Below are 20805 nucleotides of genomic sequence, written 5' to 3'. Positions count from 1 at the left end.
ATTTGAGTTTACCTTTGTCCTCTATTCTTATATAGTTTGAAAAATGATCATAATTAGTTGTTTTAGAGGGACATATGTCTTTTCATGCGCTTCCTCAGGAAATAAGAAAAACCTCAAAAGGTAATGTATGTACACTCCTTTTGAGGCTAAAACAACTATAGTACTTTAGATAAAAACGCCTTAGTTCTTTCATGTTGAGGGTTATCAAAGATTTGCTCAGGATCTCCCTCTTCTACAATGTATCCCCCATCCATAAATATGACTCGGTCCGCTACTTCTCGTGCGAAGCCCATTTCATGTGTAACGATTACCATTGTCATCCCTTCTTTAGCTAAATCCTTCATTACTTCCAACACATCTCCTACCATCTCAGGATCAAGTGCAGAAGTAGGCTCATCAAACAACATAATGTTTGGTTCCATAGCAAGGGCCCTTGCTATGGCAGCTCGCTGTTTTTGTCCCCCCGAAAGATTATCAGGATAGACCTTTGCTTTATCTTCTAGGCCTACTTTTTCTAACAATTGCATCCCAATTTTATTTGCGTCCTCTTCCGATATCCCTTTTAATCGTTTAGGAGCGGCAGTGATATTATTAAGAACAGTCATATGGGGGAAAAGGTTGAATTGCTGGAAGACCATTCCTAGTTTTTGGCGCATTTTATTTATATTATTTTTTGGATCTGTAATATTTGTGTCTTCTATAAATATTGCCCCACCTGTTGGTTCTTCTAGACGATTAATACACCTTAAAAACGTACTTTTTCCTGAACCAGATGGACCGATCACACAAACTACCTCTTGTGGTTCAACCTTTACATTAATATCTTTTAAAACTTCTAATTTACCAAAAGACTTTTTTAAGTTTTCAATTTTTATCATGAAACATCCATTCTCCTTTCCAACCATCGTGAGAATAAAGTAAGGGTATAGATAATAATGAAATATAAAATCCCTACTAAAGTTAATATTTCAAAAGCCTTGAAGTTAGCCGAATATATAGATTGTCCGGACATTAATAATTCACCTATCCCAATTACTGATAGAAGAGAAGTATCTTTAATACTAACGATGAACTGGTTCACAAATGCAGGTAACATTCGCTTAATAGCTTGAGGAAGAATGATGATTCTCATCGTTTCACCATAGGAAAAACCAAGTGTCCTTCCTGCTTCCATTTGTCCTTTATCAATGGAATTGATTCCAGCACGGAAGATTTCTACTAGATAAGCACCCGCATTAATACTGATTACAATTACACCGGCTGCGAAGGCAGAAAAGCGTAGATCTGTAACAGCTGGAATACCAATGTATATATATAAAATTTGTACAAGTATTGGTGTCCCTCTAATTATATTTACATACACCGTGGAAATTGCCCTTAACACTTTGTTTTTTGAAATACTAAATAGTCCAAATACCAATCCAATAACTAATGCAATGAGTAAAGAAATGATTGTGATGAGAACTGTCATCTGCAGCCCTTTCATGAGGACTGGCATGGCATCACGCATCACTTCAAATGTGTCTGTAATTGCCTCTAACATGTCGTGTTGTTCCCCTCCTATTTTTACAAAAAAAGGTGTGACCGTATGATGTTCAGTCACACCTTTTTTAGCAAAAAGTTTATTATTGCGTAAATGATGGAGCTACTGTCACAAAACGTGACAGTAACACACTTTGTACACTTATCTAAACTTATTCACCAAAATACTGATCATATATATCATCGTACTTGCCAGTCTCAAATAACTTAGAAAGACCGCTATTCATTATCTCAACTAAACCATCAGCACCCTTGGAAACAACAATTCCATAATCTTCACCAGTCATTCTGTCACCAACAATACGGATGTCTGAATCTTCTCCATCAGTAGCGATTTTATAAGCCGCACTTGGGTAGTCATTAATTACCGCGTCTGCATTACCAGATGTAATTTCCATATACATAATCGCATCTTCTTGGAAAATTCTTACGTCACCGTTGTACTCTTCGGCTAATTCATTTGCTAGTTCCAAGCTAGATGTACCTTGCTTCGCAACAATTGTTGCACCTTCTAAATCTTCTAAACTATTAATATGGCTGTCAGTAGGTACAACTAGTGATAAGCCAGACTCAAAGTAAGGGTTACTAAAATCTACTACTTCAGCTCTGTCTTCACGGATTGCAATGGCAGATACTGCAGCATCCATTTGGTCTGCTTGTAATGCTGGAATAATGGCATCAAAACGCATAATCTCCCAATTTACAATTAGATTTTCTTCTGCTGCAATTGCTTCAATAATATCTACATCAAATCCAGTTAGTTCTCCATCTTCCATATATTCAAATGGAGGATAATCTTGTACAACTGCAACACTGATTTCTTGAGCTTCTTCCTCAACAGCAGCATTTTCTTCAGTATCATTTCCTCCTGTAGCGTTTTGTTCTGCTTGTGCTTCATCTGATTCTCCACAACCTACCATGAAAAGTAATGCAGATGTTGCTAGTATTGCAGTTACTGTACTTTTAAACTTTCCTGAATATTTCTCTTTAAAGATTTTCAAAATATTTACCCCCTGTTAGTTATAAGTTTTCTCGTTTTTATTATTTTGGAAAACTGTTTTTCGCACAGTTAATACCTTATCGTTTAATCAAAATATCTACAAATTCGGTATATTAGTATATTTTACTATTCACTTAGTTATATTGTGGCAAGACTGTGTCGCCTCAAAAATAGGCTGTATTTCTCACATATATGAATGAATACTCCCTAATACTTGAAGGTGTCATTATTTTATGAATTTTTATGATTGTCATATAACGTTGATATAGCAAGGCTTTGATAAGCAATTTTAGTTGTTTTGATTAACGCTAAAAATATTTTACTAAAATATTAAAGTTTTTAAATTCCGAATCTTATGTAAACTTTAAAAACACACCCAGAATTTTAGGTGTGTTTCCTCATATCACGATAATAATTAAACCATGTAACAAGTCTTGTAAAGCGATCTACTTGGTGAATTGGCCTTGATAATGAGTGGTATTCATCAGGGTAACGGATCATGACGGCTTCTTTACCAAGTCTTTTTAGTGCTATATAAAATTCTTCTGTTTGTGAAGGTGAAACTCGTAAATCATTTTCTCCATGCATTAACATTACAGGGGTTTTAACTGTTTCTACATAATTTATCGGAGAATGTTTCATTAGATGGGTATGACCCTTCCAAGGTGTGCCTCCATATTCATACTCATCTGCCAGTGTAATGTCTGAAGTGCCATATCCACTCACCATGTTGGTGACGCTTGCTCCAGTACATATGGCCTTAAATCGATCTGTTTGTGTCGCAATCCACGAGGACATATATCCGCCATACGACCAACCATGTACAAACATATTAGTTTCATCTATAGCTTCTTCCTTAATAACGGAGTCCACACCTTCCATAATATCATGGTAATCCTGGTCTCCCCAGTTTGTATCAATATAGGAAGCAAACTCTTGACCGTACGTCTCGCTTCCTCGAGGGTTGGAATAGAAAACGAGATAACCATTGGCAGCGAAAAGTTGTGACAGAAACATAAATGTTGGACCAAAAGATGCATGTGGCCCACCGTGTATCAATAAAACAAGGGGATGCTTTTTCTTACGATCATATTTTGGTGGGTACATTAGCCATCCATCGAGTTTCACCCCGTCATTACTTGTATATTGGTGTTTCTTCCAAGATGCTAGTTGGAGCTCACCAATTAAATTGTCATTTACTGTAGTCAATTGTAAGTTCCGATTTTTTTCATAAATGAACAATTCCTGAGGGCGCTCAGGAGAACTTAATGTATAAGCAATACAACCATCTCTGACGTCAAAACCAGATATTGATTGGTTTTCATCTTGGATAACAGGTTTAACATGAAAATCATGTACGTTTATTGAATATAAATGACCTGCTCCCCTATCTGTGATAAGGAAAAAAATATTTTGTCCATCCCAGCAAACTATTTTTCCACCTTTATATCCAATGTCTGTTCCAGTACCTCCAATGGGGCGATCAAGCTTTCTTGTAGCATTTTTTGCATCTTCTGTTGTTAAAGGTTTTGCCTCCCCGTAAGTTTTTATTGTTTCTATGAAGGAATCCACTTTAAGAATCCATAAATCTGTTGTGGTAGACGCTCCCTCCCTGTTATCGTGTCCAGTAAAGGCAATGAAATTTCCGCATGGGGACCAGATTGGCATACTACTAGGACCTTTTGAAACGTATAATAGATAATGCTTTTTTGTTATCATATCAAAGATCCATATATCAACCTTTTGCTCATGATCTGCTTCCTTTGTACGCCTAGAGCTTACTAAAAGGAAATTACCGTCAGGAGATAATGCAGGTCCTGCATGATCGAAATCACCGAATGTGACTTGCTGCCCTACAGATTTTTGGTGTTGTTGGGGCGCCCCTTTGACGGGGGTGATGAAAATATGAGTTCGATTTTGTCCGAAATAACCTTGCCCATCAAAACGATATCCAAATCTAGTGATGACCTTTACTTGATTCTCTTTTTTATTATCTTCGTCATTTGGTTTTGCTTCCTCATGTAATTGATCTGCAAGTTTCTTTAGACGCTTTGCATCACTTTTAGGAGCACCAGGATAAGGGCTCCAAACAACTTCATCATGAGGGAAAATAGTAGCGGAATAAATAATTTTCTCCCCGTCAGGTGTCCATAGTAGTGGAGCAGCAACGGCTTCATTTGTTTTTAAACACCAAGCTTCCCCTCCATCAAGGGGAAGTATCCAGATTTGACTTTTATTCCCCCTGGAAGAAACAAAAGCAATTTTTTTCCCATCTGGTGAAAAACTTGGCTCACTATCTTTACCTGAATATGTTAATTGGTATGTGGCCTTAGTTATGATGTTTTTCATAAAGATATTCGTTTTAAATTCATCGTTTTCTTTATCAACTTCTTGTACGACATATACGATTTTAGTTTTATCTGATGATATTTTTACATCACCAGGTGCTTTAAAACGATAGAAATCCTCTACACTTAACGCTCTTTTGCTCAAAAAACCTTCTCCCCAATCTCTTAAAAAATTTTTAAATCTAAAGTATCTGCCGTTTAATGTAGTCTGTCTTCAACAAATTTATCCTATGTAAAAAGCATGAACTTTATTTAAAGTAGGCTTATAAATATATTTTTCTAATTTAGGAATAATAAAGTTTGGAGGTGTACTTATGACAAAACCTTATTTATGTCCTAACTGTAAAACAAATCGTTCTCGTTTTAATGTCATTAAACAAGTTGCAACCCCAGTGAAGCTCCACCCTCAAACTGGTGAAGTAGTAAATGAATTTACAAATGACAATCTGGATCCCTTTCACGTGGCGTATAATGGGCCTGAAAATAAAGTGCAATGTGGTTCATGCGGATTAGTGGAAGACGAACATTCATTTGTAAAGTTTGCGGAAAATTATCAAAAATAGAGGCTAGGACTCAGATGTCCCAGCCTCATTTTTTAATTATTGTCTAGTTTTTTAATCACGTTTTATATTTCGACCATAGTATATTTCATCCATTTCCAATTGAAGACGTTCTGTTATCTCCTTTTCTTCCTCATCGCTTAATTTATCCTTTGAATAACCAAATAAATAATTATTAATGTCAAAATTCTTTAATCGGCATTTCGTATGAAAAATATTTTCAGGATAAATGTTGACATCAATCATGTCGTACTGGTTTTTTACTTCTTCAGGAATATAATTTTGAATGGAATTTATATTATGATCAATAAATAGCTTATGTCCATCCTTTGCACGGGTAAAGCCCCTTACGCGGTAGTCCATCGTCATAATATCAGTATCAAAGGAGTGTATTAAGTAATTTAATGCCTTTAATGGAGATATCTCTCCACAAGTCGAGACATCAATATCAGCCCTAAATGTACTAATCCCACCATCTGGATGATATTCTGGATATGTATGAACAGTAATATGACTTTTATCAAGGTGTACCGTTACTGATTGTGGTAAAGGTCCAGGTGATTCAGCCAATATTTCATTTGGTACTTCAACAATTGGCCCTTCAGAAACTAGAAGAGTAACACTAGCACCTTGTGGTACAAAATCCTGCTTGGACACATTTAAAACATGTGCACCAATAATATCTGAAACATTTGTTAAGATTTTTGTAAGGCGATCAGCATTATACTGTTCATCAATGTATTCAATATATGATTCACGTTCTTCCTTTGTTTTCGTATAACAAATATCGTACATATTAAAGCTTAAAGATTTAGTTAAATTATTGAATTCATGAAGCTCAACAACTTGCTGAGGCGTTAAATCCATTATTCAAACCCACCTTTGTATATTATATATGTAAACAAGTGTTTATATTCATTTTAGTTGTTCCAATTTGAGTCCATTTTTACACATATATTATTTGTTTCCTTTCCCCTTATTATTTGTTTAAAAACTATCAATCGAAGTATTTAACAATGTGTAAATCACTTCTCCTTCAGTTATTTTCATTAAACCTACCATCATGCGAATTGTAGTAGTTTTACCAGCACCATTTGGACCTAAAAACCCGAACACTTCTCCCTTGTATAGTTCTAGGGAAATCCCGTGAATGATCGTTGTTTTACCAATGTTCTTTTTTATATTTTTTATTTGCAAGATTGGTTTACTCTGTTCCATAACAATTATCACCTCGAATATTTATTTCCAATAGTATGGGTGAAAATACTTAATACTCACTTACAAAATTATTAAAAAAGTATTAAAAGGTAGAAAGTGTTACAACTGATTATAAAAAATAAAAAAAACACCTGTAGAGTTACAGGTGTTTATGACACTGTTCTTAGGACAAATTATTTAATATAGGAAACAGCTCATTGAGATGTTTTATCTCATATGTTGGCTTTACCTCCGTAGCCACTTGTCCATGTCGGTTGATCCAAACAGATTTCATACCTACACGTGAAGCACCTAGGATATCAGTCATTAAGTTGTCACCTACCATTAACACTTCATCTTTATTAAGAGAAACTAAAGATAATGCATGCTCAAAAATAGCAGGATCGGGCTTTCCTTTTCCGAAGGCCCCTGAAATAAGGATATGATCAAAGTATGGTACAAGTTCAGGTGTTATATCCAACTTCGTGTTTTGAAGATCAGGTGAACCATTTGTAAGTAATAAAAGATTATACCTACCTTTTAATTTATCTAAAACTTCGAATGACTCTTCGTATACATGAGGACTATTGCGACGTTCAATAGGGAAACGCTCAGCCAACTCTGCACCAAATGCTGAATCATCGATGCCTAGAGCTTTTAAGCCTCTAGTCCATGCCTCTTTCCTGTATGTAGGGACGATTTGTTTCATTTTTCTGAAGTTTTCTTCTTCATCTAAAAAATTCCCCCATAATCCCTCAAAAGGATTTATCCCAATCATTTTAGTAAAGTCATATGTTTCATAGGAAGCATATAATCCCTTTGCTTCAGTACGAACAGCTTCCTCCAATTGTTCAGGATCCACTTGATATTTTACTTGTGCAACCTTACAAGTTTTATTAAAAGCATCCTTCACACTTTTTTGATCCCATAGTAACGTATCGTCCAAGTCAAAAAAAACAGCTTTTATCATTTCTTTTTCTCCTCACGATTTTCTGAAATTTTTGTATATAAATATCAGATTACATGGAATAAGTGTCGAAGTAAATAGTTTTTAAAAGGTTGACTCACTAAATTTTAGGCAAACATAAGTACAGATTTATAAGAAAGGAGTTTGTATTATGTCACTAGATGCATTTATCATGGGTCTTGCATTTATTATCATTCATTTAGCAGCAAACCAAGTACTACCGTCAAATCGAATGAAACGTTTACGCTGGTTTTCCTTTTCAGGAGGCTTGGCAGTATCCTATGTATTCGTATATGTCTTACCCTCTCTTCACAAAGAACAGGTTATTGTAAAAAAATATACAGATTATTTAACGATGGAGTCAGAATTATATTTTATTGGTTTGATCGGGGTTCTAATTTTTTATGGCATCCAAAAGTTTGTTAGGAAAGTAGACAGGAAAGGCGATCCTAAAAAACATACGACACTCTTCTTTATGCAAATTATATTTTTTGCAATTTACAACATGCTAGTGGCCTATATTACTGTATCATCAGATGTTGCAGGAATCCAGGCAGTCTTCTATGGACTTGCAATAGGACTTCATTTTATCGCAATTGCCCATGATCTTTGGAGAGAATATGGGGTAATGTATAACCAAATTGGTCGGTATGTATTGGTACTAGGTATTATCGCTGGTTGGATTACTGGAATGTTGGTACAACTTAGTCCACTGTTACAATCGATTGTTTTTGCTTTTATTTCAGGTGCAATGATCCTAAATGTCTTAAAATATGAACTTCCCCCTGATGGCGAAGCTCATTTCCCAACCTTTGCAATAGGAGTGGTGGCATACACTTCTATCACCATGTCCTTAAAATTCTTTTTTCAGTGGTAGTAAGAAAAGCGTAAGCGCCTTGGTCATCGGCCACAAAAACTGGACTGAGCCGAGTGAGATAAAGGAAACACAACGAACGGAGGGAGTTGATGTTGACTTATCGTAAACGAGGTGAGGGAAGTTTCTTGGGCCGATAGGCGCTGGAGCTAGACATGTATTCGATATAATCACTTTTTTTGCTATTACAATTGAAATGCGAAAGACTTTCCCTTTAAAAAATCGAGCTGGGACAATATTTGTGTCCCAGCTCGATTTTAATTAAGAGTTTTCTGTTACTTCTTCTTCAGGTGATGTTTTTGTAATGGAAAAAGCCATAAAAATACCGAGGAAAGACAATCCTGTTATGATAGCGAAGGCTATATTAGCCCCAAATATATCTGGATTAGGGATCGTTCCACTGTTTTCAGCTGTAAGTGCTGTTGTTGTCATAACAGTTACAAGAATGGCAGTACCAATGGAAGCTGATACTTGGCGCATTGTATTATTCATTGCAGCTCCATGAGGAATCAGCCTACGTGGTAATTGGTTTAAACCTGCAGTCGTCACTGGCATCATCACCATTGAAAATCCAAACATCCTCAACGCAAACATTACTGCTATGAATGTAAAGGATGTATTTGTACTTAAAAATGAAAAAGGTAAACTAGATAAGGTCATAATGATTAATCCTATAATAGAGAGCCATTTTGCCCCTACTTTATCAAAAATACGACCTGTAATAGGTGACATGAAGCCAGATACTAGGGCTCCAGGCAGGATTGCTAAACCTGCTTCCATTGGCGTAAAACCTCGCATATTTTGCATATATAAAGGTATAAGAGTCTCTAGTCCAATAAGGCCTAAAAAGCCAATCATTCCTAGTATTGTTGCTATTGCGAAAACCTTATATTTGAATACGCGGAACTCAAGCATTGGCTTTTCCATCCTAAGTTGGCGAAGAATGAAAAGAGTAAGTGAAATAACTCCGATACCAATAGTAACTATTGTAATGATGCTTCCCCAACCATTATTACCTGCTGACGTAAATCCATATAGTAGACCACCGAACCCAAAGGACGACATAATTATCGATGGGACATCCACCTTAGGATTTTTTAGGTCGGTAACATTTACTAGTTTAAAATATGAAACAATAATCGCTAAAATAGCAATCGGTAAGATAAAGATAAAAAGTACACGCCATGAATAGTTAATAAGAATCCACCCTGATAAAGCTGGACCGATCGCTGGAGCAAATGAAATGACTAATCCAACTAATCCCATTGCTGCTCCCCTTTTATTAACAGGAAAAATCATGAGAAACACTGTCTGCATAAGGGGCAATAAGATACCAGCACCTGCAGATTGAATAATCCGAGCTAAAAGAAGTACTTCAAAGTTAGGTGCAAGTGCCCCAATCACTGTACCGAGTGTAAATAATCCCATAGCAGTCATAAATAATTGTCTTGTTGTATACTTCTCGATGAAAAATGCACTAATCGGAATCATAATTCCGTTGACTAACATAAATACGGTCGTTAACCACTGTGCAGTATTTGGAGTAATATTCATCTCATGCATAATTGGTGGTATTGCTGTAATCATTAAAGTTTGGTTTAAAATGGCAATAAATGTACCTGAAAGTAACAGGGTTACAATTAATTTTCTGTTAAAATCCTGAGAAGTCGAAGTCATTCCCCATTCCCCATTTCTATTTTGTTACGAAAAAATAGGACCGTACAAAGAGTTGTACGCCCACTTAACTAATATACACTTTTTCAATTGTACTCCTTTTCATTAACTTTGTCATTTATGTAATTGATTCAGTTATAGTATAGTTTTTATTATTTCTAAAATTAAAATGTCATACAATACTCTATATGATAAATGTTTACTTTCTTCAATAAACCCTATAGTTATATGAAAGCATTCCATCTGTTCTACTCTCTCTAAATCAGACTATCCAAAAAATAAGTATATTAATTATTCTTTAAAACAACCTAAAAGAAATACATAAATTAGGAGGATTTCTAATGGCTCTTAAACGAATATTAATTCTTTTACTATGGTTTTGCTTTAGTATGGGGATGATTGCATGTGCTGAGGATACTGAAGAACCACCACAAGATGAAAATCAAAGCGATCCACAACAAGAGGAAGAGGCACCTGCTGGTGAAGAACAAGCAGATACGAATAGTACAACACCAAAGAATGTCATTGTGATGATTGGTGATGGCATGGGTGTTGGACAAATGGAAGTTGCTCGCTTGTTCGAACATGGTAAAAATGGAGAATTATTTATGGAAACATTGCCAAACGTAGCATTATCTCGTACCTATTCGGCAGATAACATGGTAACTGATTCAGCTGCAGCTGGTACTGCATTAGCAAACGGTGAAAAAACAAACAATGGTATGCTAGGTGTTTCTCCAGATGGTGAAGAACTTACAAGTGTACTTGATATATTTCAAGAACAAGGGAAAACAGTAGGTATTGTATCAACGAATACTGTGACAGATGCTACACCAGCAGGATTTGTAGCTAAAGTTGAAAGTCGCGCAGGTCAAGATGAAATTGCTAGACAAATATTTGAAGGACAATATGATATTGCACTTGGTGGTGGTCGCAGAAATTTTGAACCTGATAGGCAGGATGGTAACGATTTAATTGAGGATTTCCTGGAAGCAGGCTATGAACTTGTAGAGACAAGGGACGAACTAATAGCTTATGAAGCTAACGAGGATACAAAACTCCTTGGACTATTTCACCCTTCCTTCATGAACTATGTTGGAGATCGTGAAGTTAATAACAGTGAAGAGCCGACTTTAGTTGAAATGACTGAGAAAGCGATTGAGAGAGCCTCTCTAGATGAAGATGGATTCTTCTTAATGATTGAGGGTGCAAGAATTGATCATATCTCTCACGCCGCCGACTTTGGTGGTATTTGGAGAGAAACTGTTGAATTTGATCATGCAGTAGAATATGCTGTAAATTGGGCAGAAGACGATGGAGAAACATTGGTACTTGTTTTAGCAGATCATGAAACGATGGGTGTTGCAGCAACGGAAGAAATGAATATTGATGCCCTCAAAGCAGTTGGGGTTTCTCCAGAGTACATGGCGCAGCAATTGGAAATAGACGAAGGTACTGGGAATTATACTGAAGAAAGTATTAAAGAAGTTTTTGCTGAATATGCAAATATAGATATCTCTGATGAAGAGGTCAGAGAATTTCAAGAAAATGTTTGGGATGCTGATGATCCTGAAGGTCGTCTTATTTTAGAGCATGAAGTTGGATGGGAAATTGGAAGTATCATTGCCTATCACTATCGAGCAGGTGTAATTGACCGGCAAATTCGAGAAGAAAGTGATACTGGTGGCCACACTGGAAACATGGTTCCTGTATTTTCAATTGGTGTAGGAGCGGAAAGGTTTGAAGGTGTACTTGATAATATTGAAATCCCAAGAATGATTGCAGAAATAAGTGGTTATGAGTTTACATTGGGAGAAAATGATTAATCCTTAACACAAAAAAGCCCACAGTTGACGATTTTAGTCATCTGTGGGCTTTTTTCTGAAAGGTAAAAAAAGGTGACCGTAATGGCCACCTTTTTTATGATACAAATACTCTGGGGTCGTATCGATGTTTATCTGCTGTAAACACCTCATTTTCGATCGTTTTTTCCCTTAAAGCGTTTATTGCTTGTTACTTGTTCAAGCTAACCACCCCTCAAGGTAATCATGACGTTCGAAACCCATTTCCCTGTATCTTTGAAGAAGACGCTTATGTCCTCTTCAATAAATATGATGTGCAAATTATAAATGTTTCATTCATTAATTACTTTTATTTTTTACAATAATATTTACCTTTTCCACATCAACTTGAAGCACACTGTATTACAGTTATTTATCTTCAAATGGTTCCTGAATAGCGCTATGTAATGGGTCTAGCCCCAAAGGCATTGTGAATGATGTCAGACACATAAATTTAATAATATTCCCTTGAGTTATTCATTTGGGCTATAGAATCTTCCATACTTGGTTAACAGTTTATACAGTGCTTATTAAATAACATACTATAACTTAAATTAAGATAAATGCACAGATTTTAGTTTCGTACGATAGACTAAATTTTTTCGGAACGGAACTTTTATGTTAGAAAGGAGAATTCGATGTTTGGACCATTAGGGACAATGGCGATTGGGCTTCTTAGTGGACAAAATCCACTTCAGCAATTATTCGGTGGCACTCAGATACAGGGGCAACAACCGCCGAGACCAACTTTATGGCAACAATTAACAGGACAACAACAAACACAATCACCGTGGCAACAGCAATCTCCATGGGTACAACATTCGCCACCGTCAAATTGGCAGCCACAACAAAATACCTGGGTGAATCCAACAACATACCAACAATGGGGTATGCAGCCACCTCAACAAAACTGGCATAATTACCAACAACCGTGGGGACAGCAACCAAACTACTTTGGAACTCCTCAACGAAATCAGCATCCTAGACAGTCTATACAACCATATCGAAGTTGGTAAAAAAATTATAGCGTCTCACAATCGTGTGAGACGCTAAATAATTGAGTATATATTCGATTGAATTAGTCATTCCTTCCTTTAGTTGATCTTTCTCTTAATAACTCCATCTTGCTTTTAATTCGTTGTTTTCTAGTGTCTGTTTCCCTTTGATCTATACTAATTTTTTGAATAATATCCTTATTAGTATCACTAAAATCAATAATTAACCATGTTCCTTCTTTTATTTCATCTGGGAACTTATTTAAAGGAACGACCTTTTCTTCTTCTTCGTCTCCTATTAATAAAACAACATGTTTTCCATCTACAATTCGGTCAACGACAGCTTTTATCTTTTTCATTCAAATCACCACCTGTTTATAGGTTTAATTTACACATGCTAAGCCTTCTTCTTTTATATCATTTAGTCTACCAGACCCTATTCCAGTAATTCTTGTTAATTTATTTATTGATTGGAAAGGACGTAATTCAATTAACTCTGCTGCCCTTGCATCACCGATATGTGTAATAGCAGTCAATTGTTCCAGAGAAGCATTATTGATATCTATACAATCAACTGTAGAAGAATTATTAGACCTTCTCGTTTCTTCTACATTGTCTTGTTTAGATTCACCTTGTTCATTATCATTATGATCAGCTTGAATTGTACCGTTTCTTTCCGTATGAATTGTATATGATTGACCATCAGTTTTTACGATGATCGATCCATGGATATCCGTACCATACAAGAGAATATCCATATTTTTTAATCTGTTAACCACTTCTACATGTGGATGCCCGTAACTGTTATTTGCACCTGCACTATATATAGCTACATCTGGTTTAATCGCATCTAAAAAAGCTTGTGTATTAGATGTGCTGGATCCATGGTGTCCAAGTTGGAAAAAATCTGCTTCTAGGTCATATCCTCGATTAATAATATCCCTTTCACTATGCTCTACATCACCGGTTAATATGAATTTCACATCACCATAAACAAAGCGAAGGGAGACACTACCGTCATTAAGGTCCCCTGTTAACATTTCGGGATGCAATACTTCTACGAGGGCTGAGTTAAAATGGAAGGTCTCTCCTGCTCTTGGTTCGTAGTATTCTGCTTCACTAGCTAATATGGCATCTAATACTCTTTCAAATGTCTGTGATGTATGTTCGTCTCCTGACATCCAAACTTCAGCTACATCAAAGTTTTCTATTACTTTATCCATCTGTCCTATATGATCGGCATGTGGGTGCGTCCCTATTAGTAAATCGATATTGGAAACACCGTGATTTTTCAAATAAGGAACAACATCATTTCTTTCATGCCTGCCTGCATCAACTAAAATGGTGAAATCGGGGCCTAGAAATAATGTTGCATCCCCTTGTCCAACATCTATGAAGTGGACTTCCATAACTCCATTAACATCAATAGATTCGACATCGGACTCATCGTACGTGATCGTCTCTGTCTCATTTGTTACTATTTCATCTTCTTCATCAATATCCACTGATATATTATTGTCGATTTTTTCTTCCTCCTGAGGTATAACCTCAGAACCAGCCTCTCCACATGCTGAAAATAGTACAAAGGAAGCTAAAATAACTAATACTAAATAGATTATTTTATTTTTCAAAAACATATGTACGTTCTTACTCCTTTCAAATTAAAACTTTTTCATTGGAGTAAATAAAAAATTCCCTGTTTCTTAATCAGTATGAAAAAATATCATCTCATACTATGATTGAAAAGGGAATTCTAAAATATTCATTTAATTGGCTTGAAGTGCTTAAACCTCAATAGTCCAATTTAATTCATCTTCCATTTTTCCAGTTTGAATACCAGTAATAGTATCATATAGCTTTTTAGAAAGTTCTCCTGTTTCCCTATTGTTAATAATCATAATTTTATCTTGGAATCTAAATTCCCCAACAGGTGAGATAACAGCTGCAGTTCCTGTTCCAAATACTTCTTCAACTATGCCATCTTCATAAGCCTGCACAAACTCTTCAAACGAAATTTTCTTTTCTGTCACAGGAATACCCCATTTTTTCAACAATTCAATGATAGACATTCTAGTAATTCCTTCTAAAATACTACCATTAAGCTCAGGCGTAACTACTTCACCGTTGATTTTAAAGAAAATATTCATGCTACCTACTTCTTCAATATATTTTTTCTCCACACCATCTAACCATAAAACTTGTGCAGCACCTTGCTCACTAGCTTTCTTTTGTGCTTTATACCCTGCACAGTAATTTCCAGCTGTCTTTGCAGTACCTGTTCCTCCTAATACTGCCCTTGTATATTCCTTCTCCACATTGATCGCAACTGGATGAATGCCTTCTGCATAATAAGCTCCAACCGGCGATAAAATGATGATAAACTTATATGAATTCGCAGGCGCTACACGAAGATTAGTCTCTGTTGGTAATATAAATGGTCGAATATAGAGTGACGTTCCATCTTCCTTAGGAATCCATTCTTTCTCAACAGCAATTAATGTCTTTAGTCCTTTAAGGAAAAGCTCTTCATCTATTTCAGGGATACTTAACCTGTTGCATGAACGATTTAGCCTTTCAACGTTCTTTTCAGGTCTAAATAGCATTGTTTTACCATTTGTCCCGTAGTAAGCCTTTAATCCTTCAAATACTGTCTGTCCGTAATGAAATACCATTGCAGCAGGATCTAAGGTAATCGGTTCATAAGGCACAACACGTGGACTATGCCAGCCATTATCAATATCGTAGTCCAATACAAACATATGATCCGTAAAATACTTCCCAAACCCTAAAGCGTTTTCACTTGGCTTTGCTTTTCCGTTTGTTGTTTTCACAATTGTAATGTTGTCTTTATTCATCTTATCTCCCTCAACTTCCCCTTTGCTCGTTTAACGTGTTAAAAACTTCTGTTTTGACTATTCTAAATTTTTATGAAGAAAATTACAAGGTATATTATGAAATTATCATAATATTTTTATAAATGAACTCTTGACTTTTATGTTAGGATTTTGGATAATGATTAAAACTTATATTATGTAATGCTATGATTGGGGTTAGTAATTAGTTCGTTGTACATGAGAGAGTGGGATCCATTGGCTGAAAGTTCCCTTGTATAAACTCTAATGAACCTGCCCATGAGCTGTTAGTGATAAAGCTAACCGTTATCCCTACGTTATTGGGAGAAAGTGGGTTATTTTACCAACAAAGGTGGTACCGCGGATATTTCCGTCCTTTTATAAGGAGGGTTTTTTTTATTTGCAAACAGTTTATCACTTTAAAGTGTGTTATAAAGAGAGGGAGTAAAACATGAAACAGCGGATAGTTGTGAAAATAGGTAGTAGTTCTCTTACGAACGATGTTGGTGGACTTTCTATGAAAAAGCTCCGCGAACATACCAATGCTATCGCCAAACTTAAAAAAGAAGGTCATGAAGTTATTTTAATTTCATCAGGAGCTGTTGCTGCAGGATTTACTAAGCTTGGATATCCTTCTAGACCTGTAAAAATTGCTGGGAAGCAAGCTGCTGCTGCCATAGGACAGGTCTTATTAATGCAAGGTTATGGTGAGGTATTTTCACAGCATGGAATTGATGTGGCCCAACTGCTTTTAACACGTGGAGATTTTAGTAATGAAGCACAATACAGAAATGCGTATGCTACCTTAACAGAGCTATTAAAAAGAAATGTAATTCCAATTATTAATGAGAATGACTCTACCTCTATTGAAGAATTAACTTTTGGGGATAACGATATGCTTTCTGCATTAGTAAGCGGATTAATTCACGCAGACCACTTAATAATATTAACGGATATCAATGGCCTATACGATGAAGATCCTAGAAAAAATCCATTGGCAAAGAGGTACACATACTTACCTAACATACCAGATAGTTTATTAAAAAAGATTCATGCTACTACTTCTAAGTTGGGAACTGGCGGGATGCGCTCTAAAATTGAAGCGGCTAAAACAGCAAGTTCATTAGGCGTTAATACAATCTTTATTGGAACCGGATCTAGTGAACAAAAGCTACTCGATATACTGAATGGCCTAGGTGATGGTACTTACATTGGTCGTTCAACACAAAAGGTAATTAAAAGTAAAAAGCAGTGGATAGCCTTTCACTCCAATTCTAATGGAAAAATTGTTATAGATAATGGAGCTATTACTGCAGTTTTAGAAAAAGGGAAGAGCCTTCTTCCAGTTGGTATTAATGAGGTGTACGGGGATTTTCTTTCTGGAGATGTGGTTGAGGTTGTAAATCAGAAAGGAAAAGTGATAGGAAAAGGTCAAGTAAATTATTCTTCTGAACAATTAAAAGCAATTAAAGGATTGGATAGCCAAGAAGTAAAGCAAATTTTAGAGAGTTCTATTGCTGAGGCTATTCATCGAGATCATTGGATTACTTTTGTGGGAGATGATAAATAATGAGTGTTGAACTAGTGACAAAAGCAGCGCTACTAAAAGACTTAACAGGTGTGCTTGGAGCAACTTCATCAGCTGATAAAAACGATGCACTTCTTGCTGTTGCTAAGGAATTGTTGAGTGAAATGTCTTACATTTTAGAAGAAAACAAGAAAGATCTACTAGCAGCTAGTGAAAAAGGTTTTCCAGAAGCGCTTTTAGACAGGTTAAAGTTAACAGAAGCTCGTATAAAAGATATGAGCGAAGCATTAACTCAATTAACTGAGCTCAAAGATCCAATTGGAGAGGTAATTTCTGAAACTACAAGGCCTAATGGGTTGAAATTAAATAAAGTACGAGTACCTTTAGGCGTTATTGGTATGATTTACGAAGCTAGACCAAATGTAACAATCGATGCAGCAAGCCTATGTTTAAAGACAGGAAACGCGGTTTTACTAAGGGGAAGTTCTTCTGCTTCGCATTCAAATAAAGCGTTAGTTAAAGTGATTCATAAAGCGCTGGAAAAAACCAAGATTCCAAAAGACGCTGTTCAACTTCTAGAAGATACAAGTCGAGAGACAGCTGAAAAATTATTTACACTAAACGAATATTTAGACGTCCTTATTCCACGTGGCGGAGCGAATCTGATCAAATCAGTTATGGAAAAAGCATCTGTACCTGTGATTGAAACAGGTGTTGGGAATTGTCATGTTTTCATTGATAACACTGCGGACAAAAATATGGCCATTGAGGTCGTAACAAATGCAAAAACACAGCGGCCTTCGGTGTGCAATGCTGCTGAAACGGTAATTGTGCATAAAGATTGGGCGAAATCTCATTTAACAGACCTTGTGGAGCATTTAGTGAATCATCGTGTGACACTAAAGGGAGATCACTCAGCAACTGAATTAGATAAGCGTATTGTTCCAGCTACTGAAGAAGATTGGAATATGGAGTATTTAGATTTAATATTAGCTGTAAAAATTGTTTCAAGTGTAGATGAAGCCATTAACCATATTAAAAGATATGGTACGAAGCATTCTGAATCAATTATTTCAAGGTCAGAGGAGAATGTGAAACAGTTCATGACCTATGTAGATGCGGCAGCAGTATATCACAATGCGTCGACCCGATTTACAGATGGCTTTGAGTTTGGTTTCGGAGCTGAAATAGGTATAAGCACCCAAAAGTTACACGCTCGTGGACCTATGGGGTTAGAAGCACTCACTTCAACAAAATATCTAATATATGGAGAGGGCCAAACGAAATAGTGGTCCCTCCCCCCACTGCCTATAATTGTAGTGGGTTTTTATTTTTTTAATCTTAAACGGTATGCATCACTTTCACTAACATTTTGCTTTAATAGCTCTTCTCTATCATCAGTTACTGATACAATCCGTCCAATATAATCATCGAATGTACCTGATGCCAGGTCGTATAACCATGTGGGCGCTACTTCTGGTTTTACATGAACCCCTTTTTCAAATAAACCTTCCATGTGGCTTAAATATGTTTTACCGACTTCTGTTTCCCTTTGGTATCTAGTCATGTCCGTATCATTTAAACCAGGATGGAGGACAAAAACTTTTAATGGTGTATTTTCCAACTCTAATGCAAGGTTTTCAGAAAACCTCGCTACTGCAGTTTTAGAAGTGCCATATCCGTTTCCATACTTAAATGAGCCTATTGTTCCCCCGCCTACTACATTTATAATTGTACCAACTCCTTGGGCCAGCATTACGGGTACAATCTTATGTATACAGTTAAATGTTCCAAATAGGTTTGTATTAACATCATTTTTCCAGTCTTCAGGATCTACTTCCCAAGTAGGACCAATAGCCTTAAATGCTCCTGCATTATTTATCCAAACATCAATACGCCCATAAAAGTTTATAATAAAGTCAATTACTTCCTCTATTTCAGTAGGATTAGTAACGTCCATTGTTAACGTTTTATGCTCATTGGATTCTCTATTTAATCGACTTTCTACTTCCTTTAATTTCTTAAGATCTCTCCCAGTTCCAATTACTATATATCCTCGGCTTGCAAAAAAATGTGCAGTGTTTTCACCAATTCCCCTACTTGCTCCAGTAATTACTACAACAGGTTTTTCTTTCATTTTGTCATCTCCTTGGACTATTTAAAGATGGCTCCATCAACAACAATAGGATAACATGATTTACCACTGCCTTGAAACGTAATTAATATATATGCTTGGTTAAAATAGAAGTATACAATTTTAAAGTAAAAGGTTTGACATTCCTTCCTTTAATATTTTATACTAGCATCTGTATTTAGTATGTATAGCAACTATATTGCTTTGAATATATACTTTGAATACTTAAAAGAAACTAAAAGGTTGCTATAACAACCTTATATCTTATACTTGGAGGTAATATCAAATGGCAAAGGTACTATTTATTAAGGCAAATTCACGCCCAATCGAACAGGCAGTTAGTGTGAAGCTATATCACACTTTTCTTACAAATTATAAGGAGACTCATCCTGAAGATGACATAACAGAACTTGATCTGTTTGAAGAAAATCTGCCTTATTATAATACAGATATGATTAATGGCATGTATAAATCAGCAAATGGTATGGAGCTTACTCCTGCTGAAGAAGAAGCAACTACACTAGTTAATAAATATTTAAATCAATTTTTAAGTGCTGATAAAATTGTTTTCGCATTTCCTTTATGGAACTTTACTGTTCCAGCAGTATTGCACACTTATTTGGACTATCTTGCACAAGCCGGTAAAACTTTCCGTTATACTGCAGAAGGTCCAGTTGGATTATTAAATGATAAAAGAGTAGTTCTCCTCAATGCACGAGGTGGGGTTTATTCAGAGGGACCAGCTGCTTCAGCTGAAATGGCAGTGAACTTTGTAAATGCGATGTTAAGTTTCTGGGGTGTTGAAGACATTAGTAAAGTAATCATTGAAGGACATAATCAATATCCTGACCAAGCTGATGATATCATTGCTAAGGGATTACAAAGTGCAGCAGAATTAGCTAAGAAATTTTAATTGTAAAAATGCTGTCCATCTAAGGACAGCATTTTTGTTATACTATAAATTGGAAATATGGATATTGACAGTTATGTATTTTCCCTACTTTTTTAGGTGTGATAATGATTTCTTTTGATTTATTTACTTTAAAATTTACAGCATATAAATCTCTTCCGTCGTAGTGCGTGATTAACTTAGAATCTTCCATATAATATCCCCTTTACTAATATAATAATACAATTATATTTAATTTTCTGTATATTTTCAATATTAATTTTATACTGGATTTACTTGAGTGAATACATTACAAATCATTATGCTTAACCGAAGTGAACTAAGTAGTAGTATGTACGTAAAGTGAACAAACCGTAATTTGTTCCAACAAAATTTTCACTGTA

The 20805-nt window shown here is 35.8% G+C and carries 18 protein-coding genes, 1 pseudogene and 1 other annotated feature; of the genes and pseudogenes, 7 read left to right on the top strand and 12 right to left on the bottom strand.

Features of this window, described 5'->3' with window-relative positions:
• Positions 1–155 precede the first annotated feature (155 nt).
• The 4 genes from BW724_RS11665 to BW724_RS11650 all read right to left on the bottom strand — a co-directional run bounded on the left by BW724_RS11665 (position 156) and on the right by BW724_RS11650 (position 5035).
• The gene (locus BW724_RS11665; protein WP_088075386.1) at positions 156–878 is read right to left on the bottom strand and encodes an amino acid ABC transporter ATP-binding protein; all 723 of its coding nucleotides are present in this window, start codon (positions 876–878) and stop codon (positions 156–158) included.
• Positions 875–1531, bottom strand: coding sequence for an amino acid ABC transporter permease (locus BW724_RS11660; RefSeq protein ID WP_088077874.1), 657 nt, complete (start codon positions 1529–1531; stop codon positions 875–877). Before BW724_RS11660 ends, BW724_RS11665 begins: the two co-directional genes overlap by 4 nt.
• Positions 1532–1694: 163 nt before the next feature.
• Entirely contained in the window at positions 1695–2543 is an 849-nt protein-coding gene (locus BW724_RS11655; protein WP_088075385.1) for a transporter substrate-binding domain-containing protein, read from the bottom strand.
• A 383-nt stretch (positions 2544–2926) separates the two neighbouring features.
• Positions 2927–5035 (bottom strand): S9 family peptidase, encoded by a 2109-nt coding sequence (locus BW724_RS11650; protein WP_088075384.1) that lies wholly within the window; start codon positions 5033–5035, stop codon positions 2927–2929.
• 169 nt (positions 5036–5204) lie between these two features.
• Between BW724_RS11650 and BW724_RS11645 the strand changes: the two genes are divergently transcribed.
• Positions 5205–5453 (top strand): DNA alkylation repair protein, encoded by a 249-nt coding sequence (locus tag BW724_RS11645; protein ID WP_088075383.1) that lies wholly within the window; start codon positions 5205–5207, stop codon positions 5451–5453.
• A 51-nt stretch (positions 5454–5504) separates the two neighbouring features.
• Here BW724_RS11645 and speD read toward each other — a convergent pair whose 3' ends face one another.
• The 3 genes and pseudogenes from speD to BW724_RS11630 all read right to left on the bottom strand — a co-directional run bounded on the left by speD (position 5505) and on the right by BW724_RS11630 (position 7617).
• Entirely contained in the window at positions 5505–6317 is an 813-nt protein-coding gene (gene speD / locus BW724_RS11640) for an adenosylmethionine decarboxylase (protein WP_088075382.1), read from the bottom strand.
• Positions 6318–6473: 156 nt separating this feature from the next.
• Positions 6474–6668: pseudogene (locus BW724_RS11635) on the bottom strand (ATP-binding cassette domain-containing protein); the annotation flags it as partial.
• A 163-nt stretch (positions 6669–6831) separates the two neighbouring features.
• Positions 6832–7617, bottom strand: coding sequence for an HAD family hydrolase (locus BW724_RS11630; RefSeq protein WP_088075380.1), 786 nt, complete (start codon positions 7615–7617; stop codon positions 6832–6834).
• A gap of 148 nt (positions 7618–7765) precedes the next feature.
• On the opposite strand from BW724_RS11630, the gene BW724_RS11625 reads away from it, so the two are divergent.
• Entirely contained in the window at positions 7766–8491 is a 726-nt protein-coding gene (locus BW724_RS11625; protein WP_088075379.1) for a hypothetical protein, read from the top strand.
• Positions 8492–8749: 258 nt separating this feature from the next.
• Here the strand turns inward: BW724_RS11625 and BW724_RS11620 are convergent, their stop codons facing one another.
• Positions 8750–10165 carry an MDR family MFS transporter gene (locus BW724_RS11620; RefSeq protein WP_088075378.1) on the bottom strand — a complete coding sequence of 472 codons (1416 nt, stop codon included), beginning with the start codon at positions 10163–10165 and terminating at the stop codon, positions 8750–8752.
• Positions 10166–10503: 338 nt separating this feature from the next.
• Here BW724_RS11620 and BW724_RS11615 point away from each other — a divergent pair, with 338 nt between their 5' ends.
• Positions 10504–11988: an alkaline phosphatase gene (locus BW724_RS11615; RefSeq protein ID WP_235848952.1), complete on the top strand. Its 1485-nt coding sequence runs from the start codon at positions 10504–10506 to the stop codon at positions 11986–11988.
• 653 nt (positions 11989–12641) lie between these two features.
• Entirely contained in the window at positions 12642–13019 is a 378-nt protein-coding gene (locus tag BW724_RS11610; protein ID WP_088075377.1) for a hypothetical protein, read from the top strand.
• Between the two features lie 62 nt (positions 13020–13081).
• On the opposite strand, the gene BW724_RS11605 is transcribed toward BW724_RS11610, so the two are convergent.
• From BW724_RS11605 to BW724_RS11595, 3 genes are all read right to left on the bottom strand, one after another.
• Positions 13082–13357 carry a DUF3006 domain-containing protein gene (locus BW724_RS11605; protein ID WP_088075376.1) on the bottom strand — a complete coding sequence of 92 codons (276 nt, stop codon included), beginning with the start codon at positions 13355–13357 and terminating at the stop codon, positions 13082–13084.
• A 24-nt stretch (positions 13358–13381) separates the two neighbouring features.
• On the bottom strand, positions 13382–14635 hold the full coding sequence (locus tag BW724_RS11600; protein ID WP_235848951.1) for an MBL fold metallo-hydrolase: 1254 nt from the start codon (positions 14633–14635) through the stop codon (positions 13382–13384).
• 147 nt (positions 14636–14782) lie between these two features.
• Positions 14783–15853 carry a branched-chain amino acid aminotransferase gene (locus BW724_RS11595; protein WP_088075375.1) on the bottom strand — a complete coding sequence of 357 codons (1071 nt, stop codon included), beginning with the start codon at positions 15851–15853 and terminating at the stop codon, positions 14783–14785.
• Positions 15854–16029: 176 nt separating this feature from the next.
• Positions 16030–16231: a binding site (T-box leader), on the top strand.
• 70 nt (positions 16232–16301) lie between these two features.
• Between BW724_RS11595 and proB the strand changes: the two genes are divergently transcribed.
• Positions 16302–17420 (top strand): glutamate 5-kinase, encoded by a 1119-nt coding sequence (gene proB / locus BW724_RS11590; RefSeq protein WP_088075374.1) that lies wholly within the window; start codon positions 16302–16304, stop codon positions 17418–17420.
• Entirely contained in the window at positions 17420–18667 is a 1248-nt protein-coding gene (locus tag BW724_RS11585) for a glutamate-5-semialdehyde dehydrogenase (protein ID WP_088075373.1), read from the top strand. Before proB ends, BW724_RS11585 begins: the two co-directional genes overlap by 1 nt.
• 38 nt (positions 18668–18705) lie before the next feature.
• On the opposite strand, the gene BW724_RS11580 is transcribed toward BW724_RS11585, so the two are convergent.
• Positions 18706–19515 carry an SDR family oxidoreductase gene (locus tag BW724_RS11580; protein ID WP_088075372.1) on the bottom strand — a complete coding sequence of 270 codons (810 nt, stop codon included), beginning with the start codon at positions 19513–19515 and terminating at the stop codon, positions 18706–18708.
• Between the two features lie 283 nt (positions 19516–19798).
• Here BW724_RS11580 and BW724_RS11575 point away from each other — a divergent pair, with 283 nt between their 5' ends.
• Positions 19799–20425 (top strand): FMN-dependent NADH-azoreductase, encoded by a 627-nt coding sequence (locus tag BW724_RS11575; protein ID WP_088075371.1) that lies wholly within the window; start codon positions 19799–19801, stop codon positions 20423–20425.
• Positions 20426–20805 lie beyond the last annotated feature (380 nt).

The sequence above is a fragment of the Litchfieldia alkalitelluris genome (assembly GCF_002153425.1).
Taxonomy (GTDB): Bacteria; Bacillota; Bacilli; order Bacillales; family Salisediminibacteriaceae; genus Evansella; species Evansella alkalicola.
This window is presented reverse-complemented; position numbering and strand designations above follow the sequence as displayed.

Coding starts and splice junctions, on each gene's coding strand:
- BW724_RS11665 (WP_088075386.1), bottom strand. CDS start 878: ATGATAAAAATTGAAAACTTAAAAAAGTCTTTTGGTAAATTAGAAGTT.
- BW724_RS11645 (WP_088075383.1), top strand. CDS start 5,205: ATGACAAAACCTTATTTATGTCCTAACTGTAAAACAAATCGTTCTCGT.
- speD (WP_088075382.1), bottom strand. CDS start 6,317: ATGGATTTAACGCCTCAGCAAGTTGTTGAGCTTCATGAATTCAATAAT.
- BW724_RS11630 (WP_088075380.1), bottom strand. CDS start 7,617: ATGATAAAAGCTGTTTTTTTTGACTTGGACGATACGTTACTATGGGAT.
- BW724_RS11625 (WP_088075379.1), top strand. CDS start 7,766: ATGTCACTAGATGCATTTATCATGGGTCTTGCATTTATTATCATTCAT.
- BW724_RS11620 (WP_088075378.1), bottom strand. CDS start 10,165: ATGACTTCGACTTCTCAGGATTTTAACAGAAAATTAATTGTAACCCTG.
- BW724_RS11615 (WP_235848952.1), top strand. CDS start 10,504: ATGGCTCTTAAACGAATATTAATTCTTTTACTATGGTTTTGCTTTAGT.
- BW724_RS11610 (WP_088075377.1), top strand. CDS start 12,642: ATGTTTGGACCATTAGGGACAATGGCGATTGGGCTTCTTAGTGGACAA.
- BW724_RS11605 (WP_088075376.1), bottom strand. CDS start 13,357: ATGAAAAAGATAAAAGCTGTCGTTGACCGAATTGTAGATGGAAAACAT.
- BW724_RS11600 (WP_235848951.1), bottom strand. CDS start 14,635: ATGTTTTTGAAAAATAAAATAATCTATTTAGTATTAGTTATTTTAGCT.
- BW724_RS11595 (WP_088075375.1), bottom strand. CDS start 15,853: ATGAATAAAGACAACATTACAATTGTGAAAACAACAAACGGAAAAGCA.
- proB (WP_088075374.1), top strand. CDS start 16,302: ATGAAACAGCGGATAGTTGTGAAAATAGGTAGTAGTTCTCTTACGAAC.
- BW724_RS11585 (WP_088075373.1), top strand. CDS start 17,420: ATGAGTGTTGAACTAGTGACAAAAGCAGCGCTACTAAAAGACTTAACA.
- BW724_RS11580 (WP_088075372.1), bottom strand. CDS start 19,515: ATGAAAGAAAAACCTGTTGTAGTAATTACTGGAGCAAGTAGGGGAATT.
- BW724_RS11575 (WP_088075371.1), top strand. CDS start 19,799: ATGGCAAAGGTACTATTTATTAAGGCAAATTCACGCCCAATCGAACAG.